This is a genomic window from Undibacterium sp. RuRC25W, from assembly GCF_049339825.1.
Lineage (GTDB): Bacteria > Pseudomonadota > Gammaproteobacteria > Burkholderiales > Burkholderiaceae_D > Undibacterium.
This window is the reverse complement of record NZ_JBMPPD010000022.1, coordinates 38311-56591: the sequence shown is the minus strand read 5'-3', so window position 1 is coordinate 56591 and position 18281 is coordinate 38311. Positions and strand designations below refer to the sequence as shown.

Genomic DNA, 18281 nt, shown 5'->3' with positions numbered 1-18281 from the left:
TATGGTCATCAAAAAACAAAAAGGACTAGGTCGTGGTCTGGATGCATTGTTGGGTGGTGCAGGAGACTTTGCTGACGCCGTACCAACCGTTACTGGTGCGCCTACCAGCCTCTCAGTGCAACATATGCAGGCTGGTAAGTATCAGCCGCGTACGCGTATGGACGAGGGCGCATTGGCCGAACTAGCCGCTTCTATCAAGGCACAAGGTCTGATGCAACCAATTTTGGTCCGTCCGATCGGCCAAAATAACGGTGTCACTCGTTACGAAATTATTGCTGGTGAACGACGTTTCCGCGCTTCACAAATGGCAGGGCTGGAAGAAGTGCCAGTGCTGGTGAAGGATGTGGATGACCAGGCCGCGGCAGCAATGGCCCTGATTGAAAATATCCAGCGTGAAGATCTCAATCCATTGGAAGAAGCACAAGGTATTCATCGTCTGATTACTGACTTCTCGTTCACTCACGAGCAGGCAGCGACCGCCGTTGGTCGTTCACGCAGTGCCGTGTCCAATTTGCTGCGTTTGCTCAATCTGGCCAAGCCTGTACAAACCATGTTGATGGCCGGTGATATTGATATGGGGCATGCACGTTCTTTGTTAGTGACTGATGCCGCAACACAGATTCAGTTAGCGAACCAGATCGTTGCTAAGCGCATGTCAGTACGTGAAGCGGAGAAGCTCGTTGCCAAAACTACCTCTGAAATGACTGCGACTGGTAAGCCGCGTGACAAAGCTGAAAAGTCGCGTGACATCACCCGGCTTGAGGAAGAGTTGTCCGACTTGCTTGCAACGCAAGTGACCTTGAAAATGGGAAGCAAGGGCAGGGGACAAATGGTCATTGATTTTGCCGATCTTGATTCGCTTGATGGCGTAATCTTAAAAATACGCGGTCAATAAATTCAACAACGAAGCTGCAAACCCAGTCAGGTTTTGCAGCTTTTTTTTCGTCCTCGTTGTCTGAACGAGTCCTTTAACTTTTTATGTTCGTTCCACGTGAAACTTTTACTTCTCCCCGGTTTATACAACTCAGGTCCACAACATTGGCAAAGTTTGTGGGAAGCAAGCATGCCCAATGTCGTGCGCGTACAACAAGAAAATTGGGAACAGCCAGAACTTGACTTATGGATGGCGCAATTAACGCGCTATGTCGATGAGTGTAAGGATGACGTCATTTTAGTAGCCCATAGTCTCGGCTGTGCTTTAGCTGTACATTGGATTTCTTCGCTCAAGTCATCGGCGTTACACGTGAAACAGGTAAAAGGATTATTTTTGGTAGCGCCTCCCGATGTAGGACAAACTACCTTTCCTGAACCCAGTTTTAGTCCTATGCCAGAAACTCGCTTAGCGGTCGCTAGCGTGGTGGTTGCGTCCGATAATGACCCATGGTGCGACTTCGCGTTGAGCCAGCATTGGGCCAAATGTTGGGAAAGTGAATTTCACTCAGTTGGTGCAAAGGGACATATCAATGGCGAATCGGGCCTGGGCGTCTGGGAGCAAGGCCAGATATGGCTGGCGCAGCTAAGCCAGAATAGTGAGCGTTGATAAAAAAACAGGCAGTGTCTCATTCTGGTGCACTGAAGGTATCGTTTGACGTTATTACGCACTACCACGTATAATTCCGTGGTTTTGATAGGCAAGGATTTACGCTGCCCGATAATATTTCGAGGCAAATGCGGTAAATTCGAGCAAGATCTATAAATTAAGTGAGGAAAGCATGGCGCGTATCGTACTGCTGCAAATGACGGCAGCTCTGGTCGTCGCGCTGTTTGCTGGTGTATTTGGGACGATTTCTTTAGCATTTTCAGCCTTGTTAGGCGGACTGTGCTGTGCAATTCCAAACGCTTTTTTCGCGTTGCGCCTGACGATGAGCGCACGAAAGCCTGGAGGAGCCAACCCGATGAGTTTTTTCTTCGGTGAATTTATCAAGATTGGACTAACAATTGCCCTAATGGGTGCAGTTGTTACCTTGTACCACGATGTCAACTGGCCGGCTTTTTTGATCGCCTTCATCGTAGTACTGAAAAGTTATTTCATTTTACTCTTTAGACAACGACCATGAGCGCAACCGAGAACGCACCAACAGCGTCAGAATATATTGTCCATCACTTAGGACATTTATCGACACATCATCAAGATAAAATCGTTGATTTTTCCATCTTGAATTACGACACCATTTTCTGGTCCGTGTTCTGCGGTATCGTCGGTAGCCTTGTGCTGTGGCTGGCTGCACGCAAAGCCACTTCCGGTGTGCCAGGTCGCTTCCAAGCGGCTGTAGAAATTCTGGTTGAAATGGTGGAAGAGCAATCCAAAGGCATCGTACATGGTGACCGCACGTTCATCGCTCCGATGGCGTTGACCGTGTTCATCTGGGTCGCTTTGATGAACGCCCTTGACTTTTTGCCAGTAGATTTGTTCTCAGGCTTGTTCCGCTTATTAGTAGGCTTGGGTGTTGCGCCTGAATCCTTGGCAGACATGCACCACCGTGTTGTACCAACAGCTGATTTGAATGGCACAATTGGTATTTCCTTGGGTGTATTGGCACTGATGCTCTATTACAGTGTAAAAATCAAAGGTTTGGGTGGTTTCTTGCACGAACTGGTCTCTGCACCATTCGGCATCAAAATGGCACCATTCAATCTGATTCTGCAAGTCATCGAATTCGCGGCAAAAACGGTCTCCCTGGGTATGCGACTGTTCGGTAACATGTTTGCAGGCGAATTATTGTTCTTGTTGATCGCTTTATTGGGTTCAATGGCAACAGTATTTGGTGTTGCAGGTCACCTGATTGCAGGCTCCATCTGGGCGATTTTCCATATTTTGATCGTGTTTTTACAAGCGTTTATTTTCATGATGCTGACCTTGGTCTACGTTGGACAAGCGCACGAACATCATTAAGATTGCAATAAGTAGTAAGTATTGTTTTAGTTTTAGTTTTAGTTTTTGGTTTTAGCTTTTTATTATTTTTAACTTTTAAGGAAATGTCATGACTGATTTATCTTTTGTTGCTTTGGCTTGCGGTTTGATCATCGGCTTGGGCGCGATCGGCGCTTGTATCGGTATCGCTATCATGGGTGGTAAATACTTGGAAGCGTCTGCACGTCAACCAGAATTGATGAATACATTGCAAACTAAAATGTTCTTGCTGGCTGGTCTGATCGACGCTGCGTTCTTGATCGGTGTTGGTATCGCTATGTTGTTCGCGTTCGCAAACCCGTTCCACGCTTAATAGTCTTTCCTTTTCGTGCCGGAAGTCGACGACTTCTGGCTTGATCCATCTAGATAAGGAATTACCGTGAACCTTAACTCAACTTTGTTTGTTCAGTTTGGGGTTTTCTTCATCTTGGCATTGTTCACAATGAAGTTTGTGTGGCCGCCACTGATGAACGCGCTCGATGCGCGTGCTAAGAAAATCGCTGACGGACTGGCAGCTGCCGACCGTGGCCGCGCTGAAATGCAAGCTGCTGAAAAGCGTGTGCAAGCTGAATTGGCTGGTGCGCGTGATGAAGGCCAGAAACGTATCATTGACGCAGAAAAACGCGCACAATTGATCATCGAAGAAGCCAAGAACACTGCCTACGCGGAAGCTGGTCGCATTGTAGCGGCTGCTCAAGCTGATGCAGAAAATCAAGTTACTAAAGCACGCGAAGAATTGCGCGACCAGGTTGCTACATTAGCAGTCAAAGGCGCAGAACAAATTCTGAAACGTGAAATCAACGCATCCGCTCACGCAGATCTGTTGACTCAACTGAAAACCGAGCTGTAATCATGGCCGAACTCGCAACGATCGCTCGTCCTTACGCAGAAGCGCTATTCCGTGTTGCTCAAACCGGTAACCTGTCCGCTTGGTCGGAACTGGTCACTGAAATGGGTAATGTGGGTGCGAATTCCGATGTACAAGCTCTTGCACACAACCCAAAAGTCTCGGCTTCACAAAAAGCTGAGATTTTCTTGTCTGCGCTCAAATCGCCAGTAACTGCTGAAGCCAAAAACTTCGTAGATACACTTGCTGACTATGATCGCCTGACTTTGCTGCCTGAAATCGCTTTCCAATTTCACGCTCTGAAAAACGCCTTTGAAGGCGCTGCAGATGCTGAAGTAACAAGCGCATTCGAATTATCGGCAGACCAGTTAAGCGACCTGGCAGTGACATTGGAAAAGAAATTTGGCCGCAAACTGCATCCTACCGTAAAAGTAGATTCTGCTTTGATCGGCGGTGTGCGCATCGTGGTTGGTGATCAGGTGCTCGACACGTCGGTTCGCGCTAAGCTGCAAAAAATGCACGTAGCCCTGACCGCGTAAGAACGTAATAAATATTAGGAGTTAGTATGCAACTCAACCCATCTGAAATCAGTGAGTTGATCAAGAGCCGGATTCAAGGCCTTGGCGACCAAGCTGAGATTCGTAATCAAGGTACGGTTATTTCCGTTACCGACGGTATCTGCCGCATCCACGGTCTGTCTGACGCGATGCAAGGTGAGATGCTGGAATTCCCAGGCAATACATTTGGTCTGGCATTGAACTTGGAACGTGATTCCGTTGGCGCCGTTATTCTCGGTGACTACGAACACATCTCCGAAGGCGACACAGTGAAATGTACTGGTCGTATTCTGGAAGTGCCTATCGGTCCTGAACTGCGCGGTCGTGTTGTTAACGCGCTGGGTCAGCCAATCGACGGCAAAGGTCCAATCAATGCTAAATTGACTGCACCGATCGAAAAAATCGCGCCAGGCGTTATTGCTCGTCAATCCGTGTCTGAACCTCTGCAAACCGGTATCAAGTCCATCGATGCGATGGTACCAGTTGGTCGTGGTCAGCGCGAATTGATCATTGGCGATCGTCAAACTGGTAAAACAGCCGTTGCGATTGATGCGGTGATCAGCCAAAAAGGCCAGAACGTTACATGTATCTATGTAGCGATCGGTCAAAAAGCTTCTTCCGTTAAAAACGTTGTGCGCGCTCTCGAAGCCCACGGCGCAATGGAATACACCATCGTTGTTGCTGCGACTGCTGCTGAATCTGCAGCGATGCAATACGTTTCCGCTTACTCCGGTTGCGCGATGGGCGAATACTTCCGTGACCGCGGTGAAGATGCACTGATCATCTATGATGATTTGTCTAAACAAGCTGTGGCTTACCGTCAGGTTTCCCTGTTGCTGCGCCGCCCACCAGGCCGTGAAGCTTACCCAGGTGACGTGTTCTACCTGCACTCCCGTTTGCTCGAACGTGCAGCGCGCGTGAACCCAGACTACGTTGAAGCATTCACTAAAGGTGAAGTTAAAGGTAAAACAGGTTCTCTGACAGCATTGCCTATCATTGAAACTCAAGCTGGTGACGTTTCCGCATTCGTTCCAACCAACGTAATTTCGATTACTGACGGTCAGATCTTCTTGGAAACATCCCTGTTCAACGCCGGTATCCGTCCAGCGATTAACGCTGGTATCTCGGTTTCCCGTGTTGGTGGTGCAGCGCAGACTAAAGTGATCAAAAACTTGTCCGGCGGTATTCGTACTGACTTGGCGCAGTATCGTGAATTGGCAGCGTTTGCTCAGTTCGCATCTGACCTCGACGAAGCAACCCGCAAGCAGTTGGATCGTGGTGCCCGTGTTACTGAATTGCTGAAACAAGCACAGTATGCTCCATTGTCTATCTCTTTGATGGCTGTGACTTTGTTCTCCGTGAACAAAGGCTTCTTGGATGATGTACCTGTTAAGCAAGTATTGGCTTTTGAAGCTGGCGTACACAACTTCATGAAGACAAGTCACGCTGCTTTGTTGCAAAAGATCGAAGAAACCAAGCAACTGGACAAAGATGGCGAAGCTGCCATGGCTGCCGCAATTGCTGATTTCAAAAAATCCGGCGCCTATTAATTTACTGTAGCTAGAAGGAGTCAATACTCATGGCTGCAGGCAAAGAGATACGTGGCAAGATTAAAAGCGTAGAAAATACGAAGAAAATCACGAAAGCGATGGAAATGGTCGCTGCGTCCAAAATGCGTAAAGCGCAAGACCGGATGCGTGCGGCTCGCCCGTACAGTGAAAAGATTCGTAATATCGCTGCTAACTTGTCACAAGCCAACCCAGAGTACACGCATCCTTTCATGGTTCAACAAGATCACTCCAAGAAGGTCGGAGTGATCGTTGTGACGACAGACAAAGGTTTGTGCGGTGGCTTGAACACTAACGTGTTGCGTTTAGTCACCAACAAATTGCGTGAACTCGAAGGTAAGGGTTCAAAAGTAGAAGCGGTCGCAATTGGTAATAAAGGTTTAGGCTTCCTGAATCGTATCGGTGCAGAAGTAGTTTCCCATGCAATTCAATTGGGCGATGCTCCTCACCTCGATAAATTGATTGGCCCAGTCAAAGTTTTGCTGGATGCCTATCAGGAAGGCAAACTCGACGCGGTTTACCTAAGTTATACCAAATTTGTTAACACCATGAAGCAAGAGCCGGTGATGGAGCAATTATTGCCTCTAACAGCGGATCGCTTGGCAGTAGATAAATCTTCCCATGCTTGGGATTACATCTATGAACCAGATGCTAATACGGTGATTGATGAATTGCTGATCCGTTATGTCGAAGCGCTGATTTTCCAAGCAGTGGCTGAAAACATGGCGTCTGAACAGTCGGCCCGTATGGTGGCGATGAAATCAGCAAGTGATAACGCAGGTAGCGTGATTGGTGAGTTGAAACTGGTTTATAACAAAACCCGTCAAGCTGCCATTACCAAAGAGCTCTCCGAGATCGTCGCCGGCGCGGCAGCGGTCTAAACTGTACAAATAATTATTGAAGGAACGAACATGGCTAATGGCAAAATCGTTCAGTGTATCGGCGCTGTGGTGGACGTTGAATTCCCACGTAACGCGATGCCTAAGATTTATGACGCCTTGAAAATGGAAGGCTCCGAGTTGACTTTGGAAGTTCAGCAGCAATTGGGCGACGGCATTGTCCGTACCATTGCTCTGGGTACTTCTGACGGTCTGCGTCGTGGCATGATTATCAGCAACACAGGTCATCCAATCATGGTACCAACCGGCAAAGCAACGCTGGGTCGTATTATGGACGTATTGGGTAACCCTATCGATGAATGCGGTCCTGTCAGCCACGAGCAGACAGCATCGATTCACCGTAAAGCCCCTGCCTACGACGAACTGTCCCCATCTCAGGAATTGCTGGAAACCGGTATCAAAGTTATTGATCTGGTTTGCCCATTCGCTAAAGGTGGTAAGGTCGGTCTGTTCGGTGGTGCTGGTGTTGGTAAAACCGTTAACATGATGGAATTGATTAACAACATCGCTAAAGCACACAGCGGCTTGTCCGTGTTTGCTGGTGTTGGTGAGCGTACTCGTGAAGGTAATGACTTCTATCACGAAATGGCTGACGCAAAAGTGGTTGATCTGGAAAATCCAGAAAACTCCAAAGTTGCGATGGTGTACGGTCAGATGAATGAACCACCAGGTAACCGTCTGCGCGTTGCTTTGACTGGTTTGACGATCGCTGAAGGTTTCCGCGACGAAGGTAAAGATGTTCTGTTCTTTGTGGATAACATCTACCGTTATACACTGGCCGGTACTGAAGTTTCCGCGTTGTTGGGTCGTATGCCTTCCGCTGTGGGTTACCAACCTACATTGGCTGAAGAAATGGGCCGTCTGCAAGAGCGTATTACATCCACAAAAACTGGTTCGATCACATCGATCCAGGCCGTGTATGTTCCAGCCGATGACTTGACTGATCCATCTCCAGCGACAACATTCGCCCATTTGGATTCTACCGTTGTTCTGTCCCGTGACATCGCTTCTCTGGGTATCTACCCAGCGGTTGATCCATTGGATTCGACATCCCGTCAGTTGGATCCACAAGTTGTGGGTCAAGAGCACTATGAAACAGCACGCGCTGTTCAAGGTACTCTGCAACGCTACAAAGAATTGCGTGACATTATCGCGATTTTGGGTATGGACGAATTGGCTCCTGAAGACAAATTGCTCGTTGCACGTGCACGTAAAATGCAACGTTTCTTGTCTCAGCCTTTCCACGTTGCTGAAGTATTTACCGGCTCACCAGGTAAATACGTTTCGCTGAAAGACACGATCAAGGGCTTCAAAATGATCGCTTCCGGCGAACTCGATCACTTGCCAGAACAAGCGTTCTACATGGTAGGCACTATCGACGAAGCAATCGAAAAAGCGAAAAAACTGGCTGCTTAATTCTTAAGCACTAGCGCTGCGGCGGTAACGTCGCAGCAAGAGCTTTTTCAAGCGAACAAAAAGGGTCCAACATGGCACACACTATTCACGTTGACGTAGTTTCAGCAGAAGAATTGATTTTTTCTGGTGAAGCTGAATTCGTCGCGTTGCCGGGTGAGGCTGGTGAATTGGGTATTTATCCAAAACATACTCCACTGATTACCCGTATCAAACCGGGTGCGGTGCGCATTAAAGTAACTGGTCAGGCAGAAGACGTATTCGTTTTCGTTGCTGGCGGTTTGCTGGAAGTGCAACCAAATGCAGTGACAGTTTTGGCCGATACCGCGATTCGTGGTCACGACCTGGACGAAGCTAAAGCGACTGAAGCCAAGAAATTGGCTGAGCAAGCTTTGGTTAATCGCGATTCGACGATCGACTACGCGCAAGCACAAGTCGAATTGGCAACCGCGATCGCCCAATTGGCAGCGATTCATAAATTGCGTCAGAAGCGTTAATTCGTTGCCGTCATTGACGCGACGAAAGCAGTACAATGAAAAGGCAGCTTTAGCTGCCTTTTTGTTTTCAAGGACAAGCAATGATGCCATCTCCCGCATGTAACAACTCACTTGAAGGAAAACCTTCTTTTGCAGTGCGTCTGCATCAACTGCTGAGCGAAAGTAAAACGATTGCCGTGGTAGGACTATCACCGAAAGTACATCGCGCAAGCAATGGTGTTGCCGCGTACATGCAGGCGGTGGGCTATCGGATCATTCCCGTCAACCCCCGTGAAGCTGGAAAAATGCTGCTTGGCCAATACTGTTATGCCAGCCTGCAAGAAGCCGCTGTACACCACCAGATAGATATTGTTGATTGTTTCAGAAATACCGACGACATGCTTCCTATCGCTCTTGAGGCTATTCTTGTTGCGCCGCGTTGTCTGTGGATGCAATCTGGGGTTATCAACAATGACGCTGCCAGTATTGCAGAAGAGGCGGGCATGTTTGTGGTCATGGATCGTTGCCTGAAAATTGAGCACCAGCGTTATCTGAGCAATCTTTGTCAATTCAATGAAAGCTGTTAAATAATGAACGTTGCTGACCAATTTCACTTGCCCCCACTATTAAAACTCAATGAGCAGGACGCCGGACGTAAGCTAATTGGGGCCACTAGCGGCAACCACGCAGAAGATAAACTTGCAGATAAGGCAAAAACAGCCGAGTTAGCTGAAAAGATATCGCATCTGCAAGATGTTTTTGCTGCTAATCATGAGCCTAAGTTATTAGTCATCCTGCAGGGTATGGATACTGCAGGTAAAGATGGCACGGTGAAAAGCGTCTTTGGACAACTTCATCCACTTGCTGCCCGTACCGTGGCTTTTAAAGCACCAAGTGTGGCGGAAAAGGACCGTGATTTTCTATGGCGCGTCCATCAAGAGGTGCCCGGTAAAGGTGAAATCGTGATTTTTAACCGTAGTCACTACGAAGATGTGCTCATTAGCAAAGTACACGGGTGGATCGATGATGCAGAATGCGAGCGTCGTTATGCACATATCCGTGATTTCGAACGCATGCTGGTTGAGACCGGCACCATCGTTCTGAAATTCTTTTTGCATATATCCAAAGATGAACAAAAAGAACGCTTGGAAGAACGCCTTGTCGACCCAGACAAACACTGGAAATTCGATATGCAGGATCTCGCAGAAAGGGTGCACTGGGAAGCCTACCAACGCGCCTACGAGAAAGCCCTCAGCGCGACAGATGTGCCCTCAGCTCCTTGGTATGTCATTCCTGCAAATTCAAAAACACAACGAAATCTGATCATTGCCAGCATTGTTTTTGAGAAACTCAATGGTTTAGCGCTAAAGTTTCCGCCAGGTAATCTTGAATATAGTAAATTGGTTGTTGAATAGGTATTTATTTTTGTTTCGCTGAAAAGGATGAATCCTTATACACATCCGCCGATAACGGCTTTTAGGTTCAAGAGCAGCGAGCTGAAAATAGCGCACAGTTAAGTGCTTGATCAATACAGATTAAGCACATTTCTGATCGAATAGTGACCAGTTTCACTTCACTGAAAGCGTAGCATGCCCGCTGGATTTGCTATCGGATCAGAAGATGTCTGACAAGCGAATTCTTACTTATGCACATACTGTCAAGTAGATTTTTTTTATAAAAATACGCATTTTTATTATTAAGAATATTAATTTTCAATAAAATCAAGTGCTTACACGTTTACTCTAGAGTGGAATTTTAAAAATAAGAAGTAAACCTCAAATTTGACAAATCTATCCACAAAGTTATCCACAGTTTTTCAAAAGAAATTAAGTATGTTATGCACAACTTGAGCAAGATCAGATGCTGTTCGGCGCGGCTTAAGCGATAATGTCAGATAAACCGAACTGACGATGTTTTTTTGTTCATCGTAGAACACATTTAGGCCCCATATGCGATCGCCTCATGCATCTTCCTCCGTACTTTTTGGTGCGTTGCTGTGAGTAGTTGCGAAGGTCTTATTCCCGTTTTTTGAAAGCCCCCATGAGCCATAATTTTTCGCCATTGAAGAACGACACGTTTATCAAAGCATTATTACGTGAAGAAACAGAATACACGCCATTGTGGCTTATGCGCCAAGCGGGCCGCTATCTGCCCGAATACCGCGCGACGCGCAAAGGGGCCGGCTCGTTCATGAGTCTAGCGAAAAACCCACAATTCGCTACGGAAGTCACATTACAACCGATTGATCGCTACGCGTTAGACGCGGCAATTTTATTCTCTGACATTCTGACTGTCCCAGATGCAATGGGATTGGGACTTTATTTTGAAGAAGGTGAAGGCCCTAAATTTGAACGCCCGCTGAAAGATGAAAAAGATATTCTTGCCTTGAAAGTGCCTGAAGCTGGCAGCTTGCAATATGTATTTGATGCTGTCACACAAATCCGCACGGCGCTGGATGGCCGCGTACCGCTCATCGGTTTTTCTGGTAGCCCGTGGACATTGGCGTGCTATATGGTCGAAGGACAAGGTTCAAAAGAGTTTCATAAAGTAAAGACCTTACTTTACAAGCGCCCTGACCTGATGCATCACATCTTGCGCGTGAATGCCGATGCCGTTGCTGACTATTTGAACGCGCAGATCGATGCTGGTGCCCAAGCGGTCATGATTTTTGATAGCTGGGGTGGTGCGCTGGCCGATGCTGCCTATCAAGAATTTTCGTTGTCTTATATGCAGGATATCGTCGGCAAGCTGCAAAAAGAGAAAGACGGAAAACGCATCCCAGCCATTGTCTTTACCAAAGGCGGAGGTTTGTGGCTGGAAAAGATTGCAGCGATCGGTGTGGATGCAGTTGGACTCGATTGGACAGTGAATTTGGGACAGGCACGGGCACGGGTTGGCAATCAAGTTGCGCTGCAGGGGAATCTTGACCCTGCTATCTTGTTTGCCGAACCAGAACAAATCCGTCAACAAGTTATTCAGACCTTGGATGCCTACGGTAAACCGAAGGCAGGTCATGGGCATGTGTTCAATTTGGGTCATGGTATTTCTCAATTTACACCGCCAGAATCAGTGAGCGTGCTCGTCGATACAGTTCATGAATATAGCCGGCGTCAACGGCAACAGCCATAAAGATGAATCTGGATTGTTAAAAGAGCCCCGCATGCGTCAAAATGACCGTCACCGTTCAATCATTTACGCGCAATAGTGGGGCGTTTAGCAGATGACTAGAGGCGTGAAAAATATTGAAAATAGAGCAAAATTTGGTGCTGGTAAAACGACAATCGCTGTTTCATCACGTCCAAGCGTCATGTTGCTGTGCAACACCTAGTGTTCATGAGCGTTTGCGGCCCAAAAGCTCTGGAAAACAAGATGGTTGGTCGCTGATATTTTTATACCGTTGCGTATTTTTCCGCTCACTTATGCACAAATTCAGGGCGTTATTAAAAATCTTAAAAAAATATTTTTTTAAACTTGTAGATTTTTGTAAGTGTTTGATTTTAAAAGAAATAATTTTAAGCCCGTAAACCTTGCAACGCCCCTAAACCCGCATAAACACTAGCGAAAACCAATGTCAATAGAGCCTTCTCCACAAAGTTATCCACAGATGATGTGGAAAACCCAAAAACACCTTATAAAATCAATGGTTAGCAATTTTATTTTTGCTCATCGTTAAGTCGTGAAAGAACTTTTCCTGCGTGTCGCATTGGACACACCACTTGACACCTTGTTTGATTACCGCTTAGTGGATCAGACAGGACAGACATCGCCATTTCCTGGGCAATTAGTCGTCGTGCCATTTGGCCGTCAAGAATTGGTCGGCGTCGTGGTGGAGATCTGCGATACAACAGCCGTCCCTGTGGATAAAATCAAAGATATTATCGCCGTCAGGAGCGAATTATCGCCGTTATTGCCAGAATGGATGGCATTAGCCCAGTTTGCGGCGGAGTATTATCAACGTCCATTGGGCGAGGTAGCGCTGCCAGCATTGCCCAAAAATCTGAAAGCGATCAAAACGGTTTCTCTGCAGCGTGCCCTCAAAAAGCTGGATAAGCTTGCGGTCCAGACCGATGCCCAACCGATAGACGAGCCTGTCCTTAATGCAGAGCAACAGGGGGCCGTTGACGCGATCACCGAACAGTCAGGATTTGCTACCCATTTGCTATTTGGGGTAACTGGGAGTGGGAAAACGGAAGTTTATCTACAAACCGTCGCTCGGGTTTTGGCGCAAAATGAGGATGCTCAGGTACTCATTCTGGTGCCAGAAATCAATCTCACCCCCCAATTTGAAGCGCATATCCGGGCACGTTTTCCGGGGCTGATGTTATCCACATTGCATAGCGGAATGGCCGAGGGCGAACGGTTATTACATTGGCTGGCGGCCCATCAGGGACGCGCTAGGATTATCCTCGGGACACGGCTAGCAATGCTAGCATCAATGCCTTTCTTGCAATTAATCATCGTTGACGAGGAGCATGATCCTTCTTATAAGCAACAAGAAGGCTTGCGCTATTCAGCACGCGATCTGGCGATCTGGCGTGCGCGTCAACGACAGATCCCCGTCGTACTTGGCTCCGCCACGCCGTCGCTGGAGAGCTGGCAAGGCGCGCAAAGCGGGCGCTATCGGCTATCTGTTTTACGTGAAAGGGCGGTCAAAAATGCGGTGTTGCCAATTGTTAAGATCATTAATTTAGAACGAGAAAAACCTAGCGATGGCTTAACTCAACGACTAATAGCCTCGATTAAGCTACGTCTTGAGAAAGGTGAGCAATCACTTCTATTTTTAAATCGACGCGGTTATTCCCCAGTTCTCGCTTGCGATGCCTGTGGCTGGATTAGTCAATGCACGCGTTGTACCGCCAATCTAGTCCTACATAAAGGGGACCACCGCTTACGTTGCCATCACTGCGGTTTGGAGCAACGTATCCCACGCTCTTGCCCGACCTGCGGCAATGTTGATTTGCAACCTTTAGGGCGCGGGACGCAAAGAATGGAAGAAAGTCTGGCGGGAATTTTTCCGGATGCCAAGGTGTTTCGGATTGATGCCGACTCGACTAGGCTTAAGGGAAGTGCGGCCGCGGCGTTTGAACGTGTGCATGAAGGGGATGTGGATATCTTGATTGGCACGCAAATGGTTGCTAAGGGGCATGACTTTAAACGTTTGACCTTGGTTGCTGCGCTCAATCCTGACGCAGCACTATTTTCACAGGATTATCGCGCTAGTGAACGGTTGTTTGCGCAATTGATGCAGGTGTCTGGTCGCGCTGGGCGTACTGCGCAAAAAGAGGGCGGCAATATGTCAGAAGTCTTGATTCAGACCCGCTACCCCGACCATCCGCTGTATCACGCACTGATGGCGCACAACTACGAAGCCTTCGCGCAGGATTTGTTGCTTGAAAGGCAACAAGCGCAACTGCCGCCGTTTATGTATCAGGCCTTGCTCCGTGCCGAAGCCCGAGAATTACAGCAAGCGATCGACTTCCTGCAACAAGCTGCCGCATTACCCACCCATGTTGGCATTACCATGAATGACCCGATTCCTATGACCATGACGCGGGTGGCGAATGTCGACCGCGCCCAATTACTGGTCGAGTCCGCGTCACGCCCCGCATTGCAAGCCTTTGTTCGCGAATGGATCACTACCTTGCGCGCCCTAAAAAGTCGTGTGAAATGGTCGGTGGAAATCGACCCTGTGGATATCTAAAAAGTTATCCATTGATGGGTGATTGAACCTACCCCAGAATAAACAATACTTTCAATATTCTCGAATTATGGTAAAGTATGCGGATGAACGACAATGACATCATCAAAGCGCTGAGCGCATTAGCCCATCCGGTTCGCTTAAAAGTATTCCGCTCCTTGGTCGTTGCGGGTACTTCTGGCATCACGCCTGGTGTGATGCAGGAAGATTTAGACATTCCTGCGACGACACTATCTTTTCATTTGAAAGAGCTGACGAATGCTGGCTTGGTCAATATCGAGAGGTCGAGTCGGAATCTGGTGTACAGGGCGGCGTACGATCAAATGAATGCCCTGATGGCGCACCTTACCGAAAATTGCTGTCAAGGTGTGGCATGCGAGATACCTAAAAATGCAGATGCATGTCAGTGTTGAGCCATATTCAACATTGTTTTCCCTAATTTAATCAACTCGATGCCGATAAACGATCGACTTACCAAGCGTGACGCAATGACAATCAACGTACTCATCCTCTGCACACATAACTCAGCACGCAGTGTGCTCGCTGAAGGCATGCTCAATCATCTTGCTCAAAAATTGAACAAAGACGTCAAGGCTTACAGCGCGGGCAGCGCCCCGAGTGGGCGCGTCAATCCTTATGCCCTAGAGGCATTGGAACACGCCGGCGTTGATACCAGCACGGCATACAGCAAAAGCTGGGATGAATTCACTGTCGCCAATGCGCCGGTGATGGATATCGTGATTACCGTGTGTGATAGCGCCGCATCAGAACAATGTCCATACTGGCCAGGCAGCCCCGTCAAAGTGCATTGGGGCTATCCTGACCCATCCAATGCCGCTGAATCGGATAAAAAGAATGCTTTTGACCTGACCCGACAGGCGATTGGCTACCGGATGTTGCAATTGTTGAGCTTACCTTTAGAAACGATGTCATCTGCCGAGCGCCAAACTGCGCTATTGCAACTACAAAAGAGTTAACGATGTCGTCATCCCATCTTAAAAAGCTCAGCGGAGAATTGTTAGGAACCGCATTGCTGCTCGCGATTGTGATCGGCTCAGGCATCATGGGACAGCGTCTAGCCGCGGGCAACGATGCGATTGCCTTACTCGCCAACACCGCAGCAACCGTCGGTGGGTTGTATATTTTGATCGAGGTGTTCGGTCCGGTCAGTGGGGCGCACTTTAATCCTGCGGTGTCGATCATTATGGTCATCCGAGGGGCGCTCGAAAAAAAGCTGCTGTTGCCGTATATTGTCGCCCAATTAACAGGCGCCTTGCTCGGTGCTTGGCTTGCGCACGCTATGTTTGATATCAATCTGTTCCAGCTATCAACTAAAGTGCGCAGTGGCAGTGGACAATGGATTGCCGAGATCGTCGCGACGGCAGGACTGATACTGGTCATCCTGAAAGCACCATCTGAAAAAGTGGCAGCAATGGTGGCGGCTTACATTGGCTGCGCCTACTGGTTTACTGCGTCAACCTCATTTGCCAATCCTGCCGCAGCCTTTGGCAGAATGTTCAGCGATACGTTCGCTGGCATTTCCCCCGCGAGTGTTCCAGCGTTCGTGCTGGCGCAATGTGTGGGGGCGGGGATTGGGTTGATGGTAAGCCAGTTTCTGGATGACTGTTCCGCACCAAATACCTGACGACTGTATCACTCAGGGTGAAAGGATTCCTCTTTAATAGGGGTTTTTCACTAACACCGGAGTCCCTATGTCGCATGACTTTTTACTAGCCGTACTGACCTATTTGATCGCCACCGCAAGTCCTGGTCCCAGTAATCTGGCGCTGATGACCGTGGCGATGAACCACGGACGGCGGGTAGCGCTGGCGATGGCTTGCGGAATCATCTCTGGCTCGACATGGTGGGGGGCAATGGCTGTGCTTGGATTTGCCGGGGTGTTGCAGACGTATGCGGAGGTTCTTGTTTTACTCAAAGTGCTTGGCGCAGCCTACCTGTTCTGGCTGGCATTGATTTCGTTGCGCAGGGTATTTGTCACCGCATCGACATCGACGTCATTGCCCGAGTCTCGCGCGACATTCGCTGCCCATTATCAGCGTGGACTAAAACTGCACCTGAGTAATCCAAAGGCAATTTTCACTTGGCTGGCAATCGCCTCTTTGTCAGCGCAGGGGACGACGACCTGGCGCGACAACGTGCTACTTCTTCTTGTTTGCGTCGCCACTGGGGCAGGCGTCTTTTTTACTTATGCGGTGGTTTTTTCTACCAAACCGGTACAGCGTTGCTATCTGCGATGGCAACGCCTTATGCACCTGATAATGACACTGACTTTTGGCTTGGCGGCAGGTAAGTTACTTGCCGCCGATGAGTAAGCCTAAGCTGATCAATCAATAATCCGCATCTTAAACTGTCGCCCTTTAATATTGGTGTGGCTCAGCTTATCCACCGTTTTACGGGCGACTTTGCGGTCAATAGCGACGTAGGTAGAGAATTCAGAAACATTGATTTTGCCGACTTGTTCTTTCTGCAGACCAATATCTGCGGTCAGTGCGCCAAGTAGGTCGCCTGGTCGTAACTTGTCTTTTTTACCGCCAAAAATACAGACCGTCATCATCGGTGCTTCTAAGGTTTGTTCTGGTGCGGCTTCTAAGAGGTTGATATCAGCCCACGTAACGGCTTCGCCTTGATATTCAGCAATCAGTTTGACCCATTTTTTCTCGTTGGGGGTTGCCAGACTCAAGGCCAGCCCTTTTTCGCCCGCACGACCCGTACGACCGATGCGGTGAATATGCACTTCGGTATCTTTCGAGACGTCAACATTGATCACTGCCCCTAAGGTCTGAATGTCTAATCCGCGTGCCGCGACATCGGTCGCGACCAGTACTGAACAACTCTGGTTAGCAAAACGTATCAATACTTCATCGCGTTCACGTTGTTCCAGATCGCCATGTAATGCCAGCGCACTGATCCCTTGTGCTTGTAATTCTTCAGTTAATTCTCGGCAATGGATTTTTGTATTGCAGAATGCGATCGTTGATACTGGCTGGTAGTGATGCAGTAAACGGGCGACGGCTTCATTGCGTTCTTCAGGCGTGACCAGATAAAACAATTGCTCGATATGGTTTGCGGCATGTTGTGATTCGACCTTGATTTCGACTGGATCGCGCAATAGTTGCTCACTGGCTTTGCGGATATTGTCTGGATACGTGGCAGAAAATAACAACGTCTGGCGGCGCGGTGAACAGGCTTCGACGATGCTGTAGATATCATCATAAAAACCCATATCGACCATGCGATCCGCCTCATCTAGCACCAGCGTCTGCACGCTGTTGAGTTTGATCGTGCCGCGGCTGATATGGTCGATCAGTCGCCCCGGCGTACCAACGACGATATGTGCACCGTGCTCCAGTGAGGCGATTTGTGGTCGCATTGCCGTGCCGCCGCACAGAGTTAGAATTTTGACGTTCTCAATCCCCCGTGCGAGACGACGAAGTTCATTCGCCACTTGATCCGCCAACTCTCGCGTCGGACAGATAACCAGACCTTGAATTGCAAAATAGGTTGGATTGAGTTTCGCTAAAATTCCAAGGCCGAACGCAGCTGTTTTTCCGCTGCCGGTTTTTGCCTGGGCAATCAGATCGCGCTGTTGAAGAACGACGGGGAGGCTTTCAGCCTGGATCGGCGTCATGGTCTGGTAGCCTAAGCTGTCGAGATTAGCTAGGATCGCAGCGGACAAGGGGAGAGAATTAAAGGCAACGGAGTCGGACATGGAAGTCATTTCAAATTCGGATGGATAAGTAGGAGGTAGTCGCCAAGGGGGACCACGTCATGTGACGCCAGCACAGTTCCGGCAACTCTTTTGCTTCACAGGCAGGATACAAAGGGATTGCTAACAGAGTGGTGCGGATGGTTCTATGCGCTCATTGTAGGGCATCAAGGCCAAAGCAGCGA

At 48.5% G+C, this 18281-nt stretch carries 20 protein-coding genes; 19 read left to right on the top strand and 1 reads right to left on the bottom strand.

The genetic code is table 11. From position 1 onward, the window contains the following. The first annotated feature begins 1 nt into the window (after window position 1). The 19 genes from ACO0KV_RS11530 (at window position 2) to ACO0KV_RS11440 (ending at window position 16702) form a co-directional block, all read left to right on the top strand. Window positions 2–895: a ParB/RepB/Spo0J family partition protein gene (locus tag ACO0KV_RS11530; RefSeq protein WP_423042676.1), complete on the top strand. Its 894-nt coding sequence runs from the start codon at window positions 2–4 to the stop codon at window positions 893–895. Between the two features lie 96 nt (window positions 896–991). Next, window positions 992–1540, top strand: coding sequence for an RBBP9/YdeN family alpha/beta hydrolase (locus ACO0KV_RS11525; RefSeq protein ID WP_423042675.1), 549 nt, complete (start codon window positions 992–994; stop codon window positions 1538–1540). A 172-nt stretch (window positions 1541–1712) separates the two neighbouring features. Further along, a complete protein-coding gene (locus ACO0KV_RS11520; protein WP_423042674.1) occupies window positions 1713–2057 on the top strand; it encodes an ATP synthase subunit I in 345 nt (114 codons plus the stop codon). Then, the gene (gene atpB, locus ACO0KV_RS11515; protein ID WP_423042673.1) at window positions 2054–2893 is read left to right on the top strand and encodes a F0F1 ATP synthase subunit A; all 840 of its coding nucleotides are present in this window, start codon (window positions 2054–2056) and stop codon (window positions 2891–2893) included. Before ACO0KV_RS11520 ends, atpB begins: the two co-directional genes overlap by 4 nt. 88 nt (window positions 2894–2981) lie before the next feature. Further along, window positions 2982–3224, top strand: coding sequence for a F0F1 ATP synthase subunit C (atpE, locus tag ACO0KV_RS11510; RefSeq protein WP_186911982.1), 243 nt, complete (start codon window positions 2982–2984; stop codon window positions 3222–3224). A 66-nt stretch (window positions 3225–3290) separates the two neighbouring features. Beyond that, complete coding sequence (locus ACO0KV_RS11505; RefSeq protein WP_423042672.1) at window positions 3291–3761, top strand: F0F1 ATP synthase subunit B; 471 nt, start codon at window positions 3291–3293, stop codon at window positions 3759–3761. A 2-nt stretch (window positions 3762–3763) separates the two neighbouring features. Then, window positions 3764–4297, top strand: a complete 534-nt coding sequence (locus ACO0KV_RS11500; RefSeq protein ID WP_423042671.1) for a F0F1 ATP synthase subunit delta — start codon at window positions 3764–3766, stop codon at window positions 4295–4297. A gap of 26 nt (window positions 4298–4323) precedes the next feature. Beyond that, window positions 4324–5865, top strand: coding sequence for a F0F1 ATP synthase subunit alpha (gene atpA, locus ACO0KV_RS11495; protein WP_423042670.1), 1542 nt, complete (start codon window positions 4324–4326; stop codon window positions 5863–5865). A gap of 29 nt (window positions 5866–5894) precedes the next feature. Then, the gene (gene atpG / locus ACO0KV_RS11490; protein WP_423042669.1) at window positions 5895–6764 is read left to right on the top strand and encodes a F0F1 ATP synthase subunit gamma; all 870 of its coding nucleotides are present in this window, start codon (window positions 5895–5897) and stop codon (window positions 6762–6764) included. Between the two features lie 30 nt (window positions 6765–6794). Beyond that, a complete protein-coding gene (atpD, locus tag ACO0KV_RS11485; RefSeq protein WP_423042668.1) occupies window positions 6795–8198 on the top strand; it encodes a F0F1 ATP synthase subunit beta in 1404 nt (467 codons plus the stop codon). A 71-nt stretch (window positions 8199–8269) separates the two neighbouring features. Continuing rightward, window positions 8270–8692, top strand: a complete 423-nt coding sequence (locus ACO0KV_RS11480; protein ID WP_423042667.1) for a F0F1 ATP synthase subunit epsilon — start codon at window positions 8270–8272, stop codon at window positions 8690–8692. A gap of 80 nt (window positions 8693–8772) precedes the next feature. Beyond that, window positions 8773–9258 carry a CoA-binding protein gene (locus tag ACO0KV_RS11475; RefSeq protein WP_423042666.1) on the top strand — a complete coding sequence of 162 codons (486 nt, stop codon included), beginning with the start codon at window positions 8773–8775 and terminating at the stop codon, window positions 9256–9258. A 3-nt stretch (window positions 9259–9261) separates the two neighbouring features. Beyond that, window positions 9262–10086 carry a PPK2 family polyphosphate kinase gene (locus tag ACO0KV_RS11470; RefSeq protein ID WP_423042665.1) on the top strand — a complete coding sequence of 275 codons (825 nt, stop codon included), beginning with the start codon at window positions 9262–9264 and terminating at the stop codon, window positions 10084–10086. A 625-nt stretch (window positions 10087–10711) separates the two neighbouring features. Then, window positions 10712–11800, top strand: a complete 1089-nt coding sequence (hemE, locus tag ACO0KV_RS11465; protein WP_423042664.1) for a uroporphyrinogen decarboxylase — start codon at window positions 10712–10714, stop codon at window positions 11798–11800. A gap of 547 nt (window positions 11801–12347) precedes the next feature. After that, a complete protein-coding gene (locus tag ACO0KV_RS11460) occupies window positions 12348–14372 on the top strand; it encodes a primosomal protein N' (protein WP_423042663.1) in 2025 nt (674 codons plus the stop codon). Between the two features lie 83 nt (window positions 14373–14455). Then, on the top strand, window positions 14456–14782 hold the full coding sequence (locus ACO0KV_RS11455) for an ArsR/SmtB family transcription factor (RefSeq protein WP_423042662.1): 327 nt from the start codon (window positions 14456–14458) through the stop codon (window positions 14780–14782). Between the two features lie 75 nt (window positions 14783–14857). Continuing rightward, complete coding sequence (locus ACO0KV_RS11450) at window positions 14858–15346, top strand: arsenate reductase ArsC (RefSeq protein ID WP_423042661.1); 489 nt, start codon at window positions 14858–14860, stop codon at window positions 15344–15346. A gap of 2 nt (window positions 15347–15348) precedes the next feature. Continuing rightward, entirely contained in the window at window positions 15349–16014 is a 666-nt protein-coding gene (locus tag ACO0KV_RS11445) for an aquaporin (RefSeq protein ID WP_423042660.1), read from the top strand. 67 nt (window positions 16015–16081) lie between these two features. Continuing rightward, window positions 16082–16702 carry a LysE family translocator gene (locus ACO0KV_RS11440; RefSeq protein ID WP_423042659.1) on the top strand — a complete coding sequence of 207 codons (621 nt, stop codon included), beginning with the start codon at window positions 16082–16084 and terminating at the stop codon, window positions 16700–16702. A gap of 11 nt (window positions 16703–16713) precedes the next feature. Here ACO0KV_RS11440 and dbpA read toward each other — a convergent pair whose 3' ends face one another. After that, window positions 16714–18108, bottom strand: coding sequence for an ATP-dependent RNA helicase DbpA (gene dbpA / locus ACO0KV_RS11435; RefSeq protein ID WP_423042658.1), 1395 nt, complete (start codon window positions 18106–18108; stop codon window positions 16714–16716). Window positions 18109–18281 lie beyond the last annotated feature (173 nt).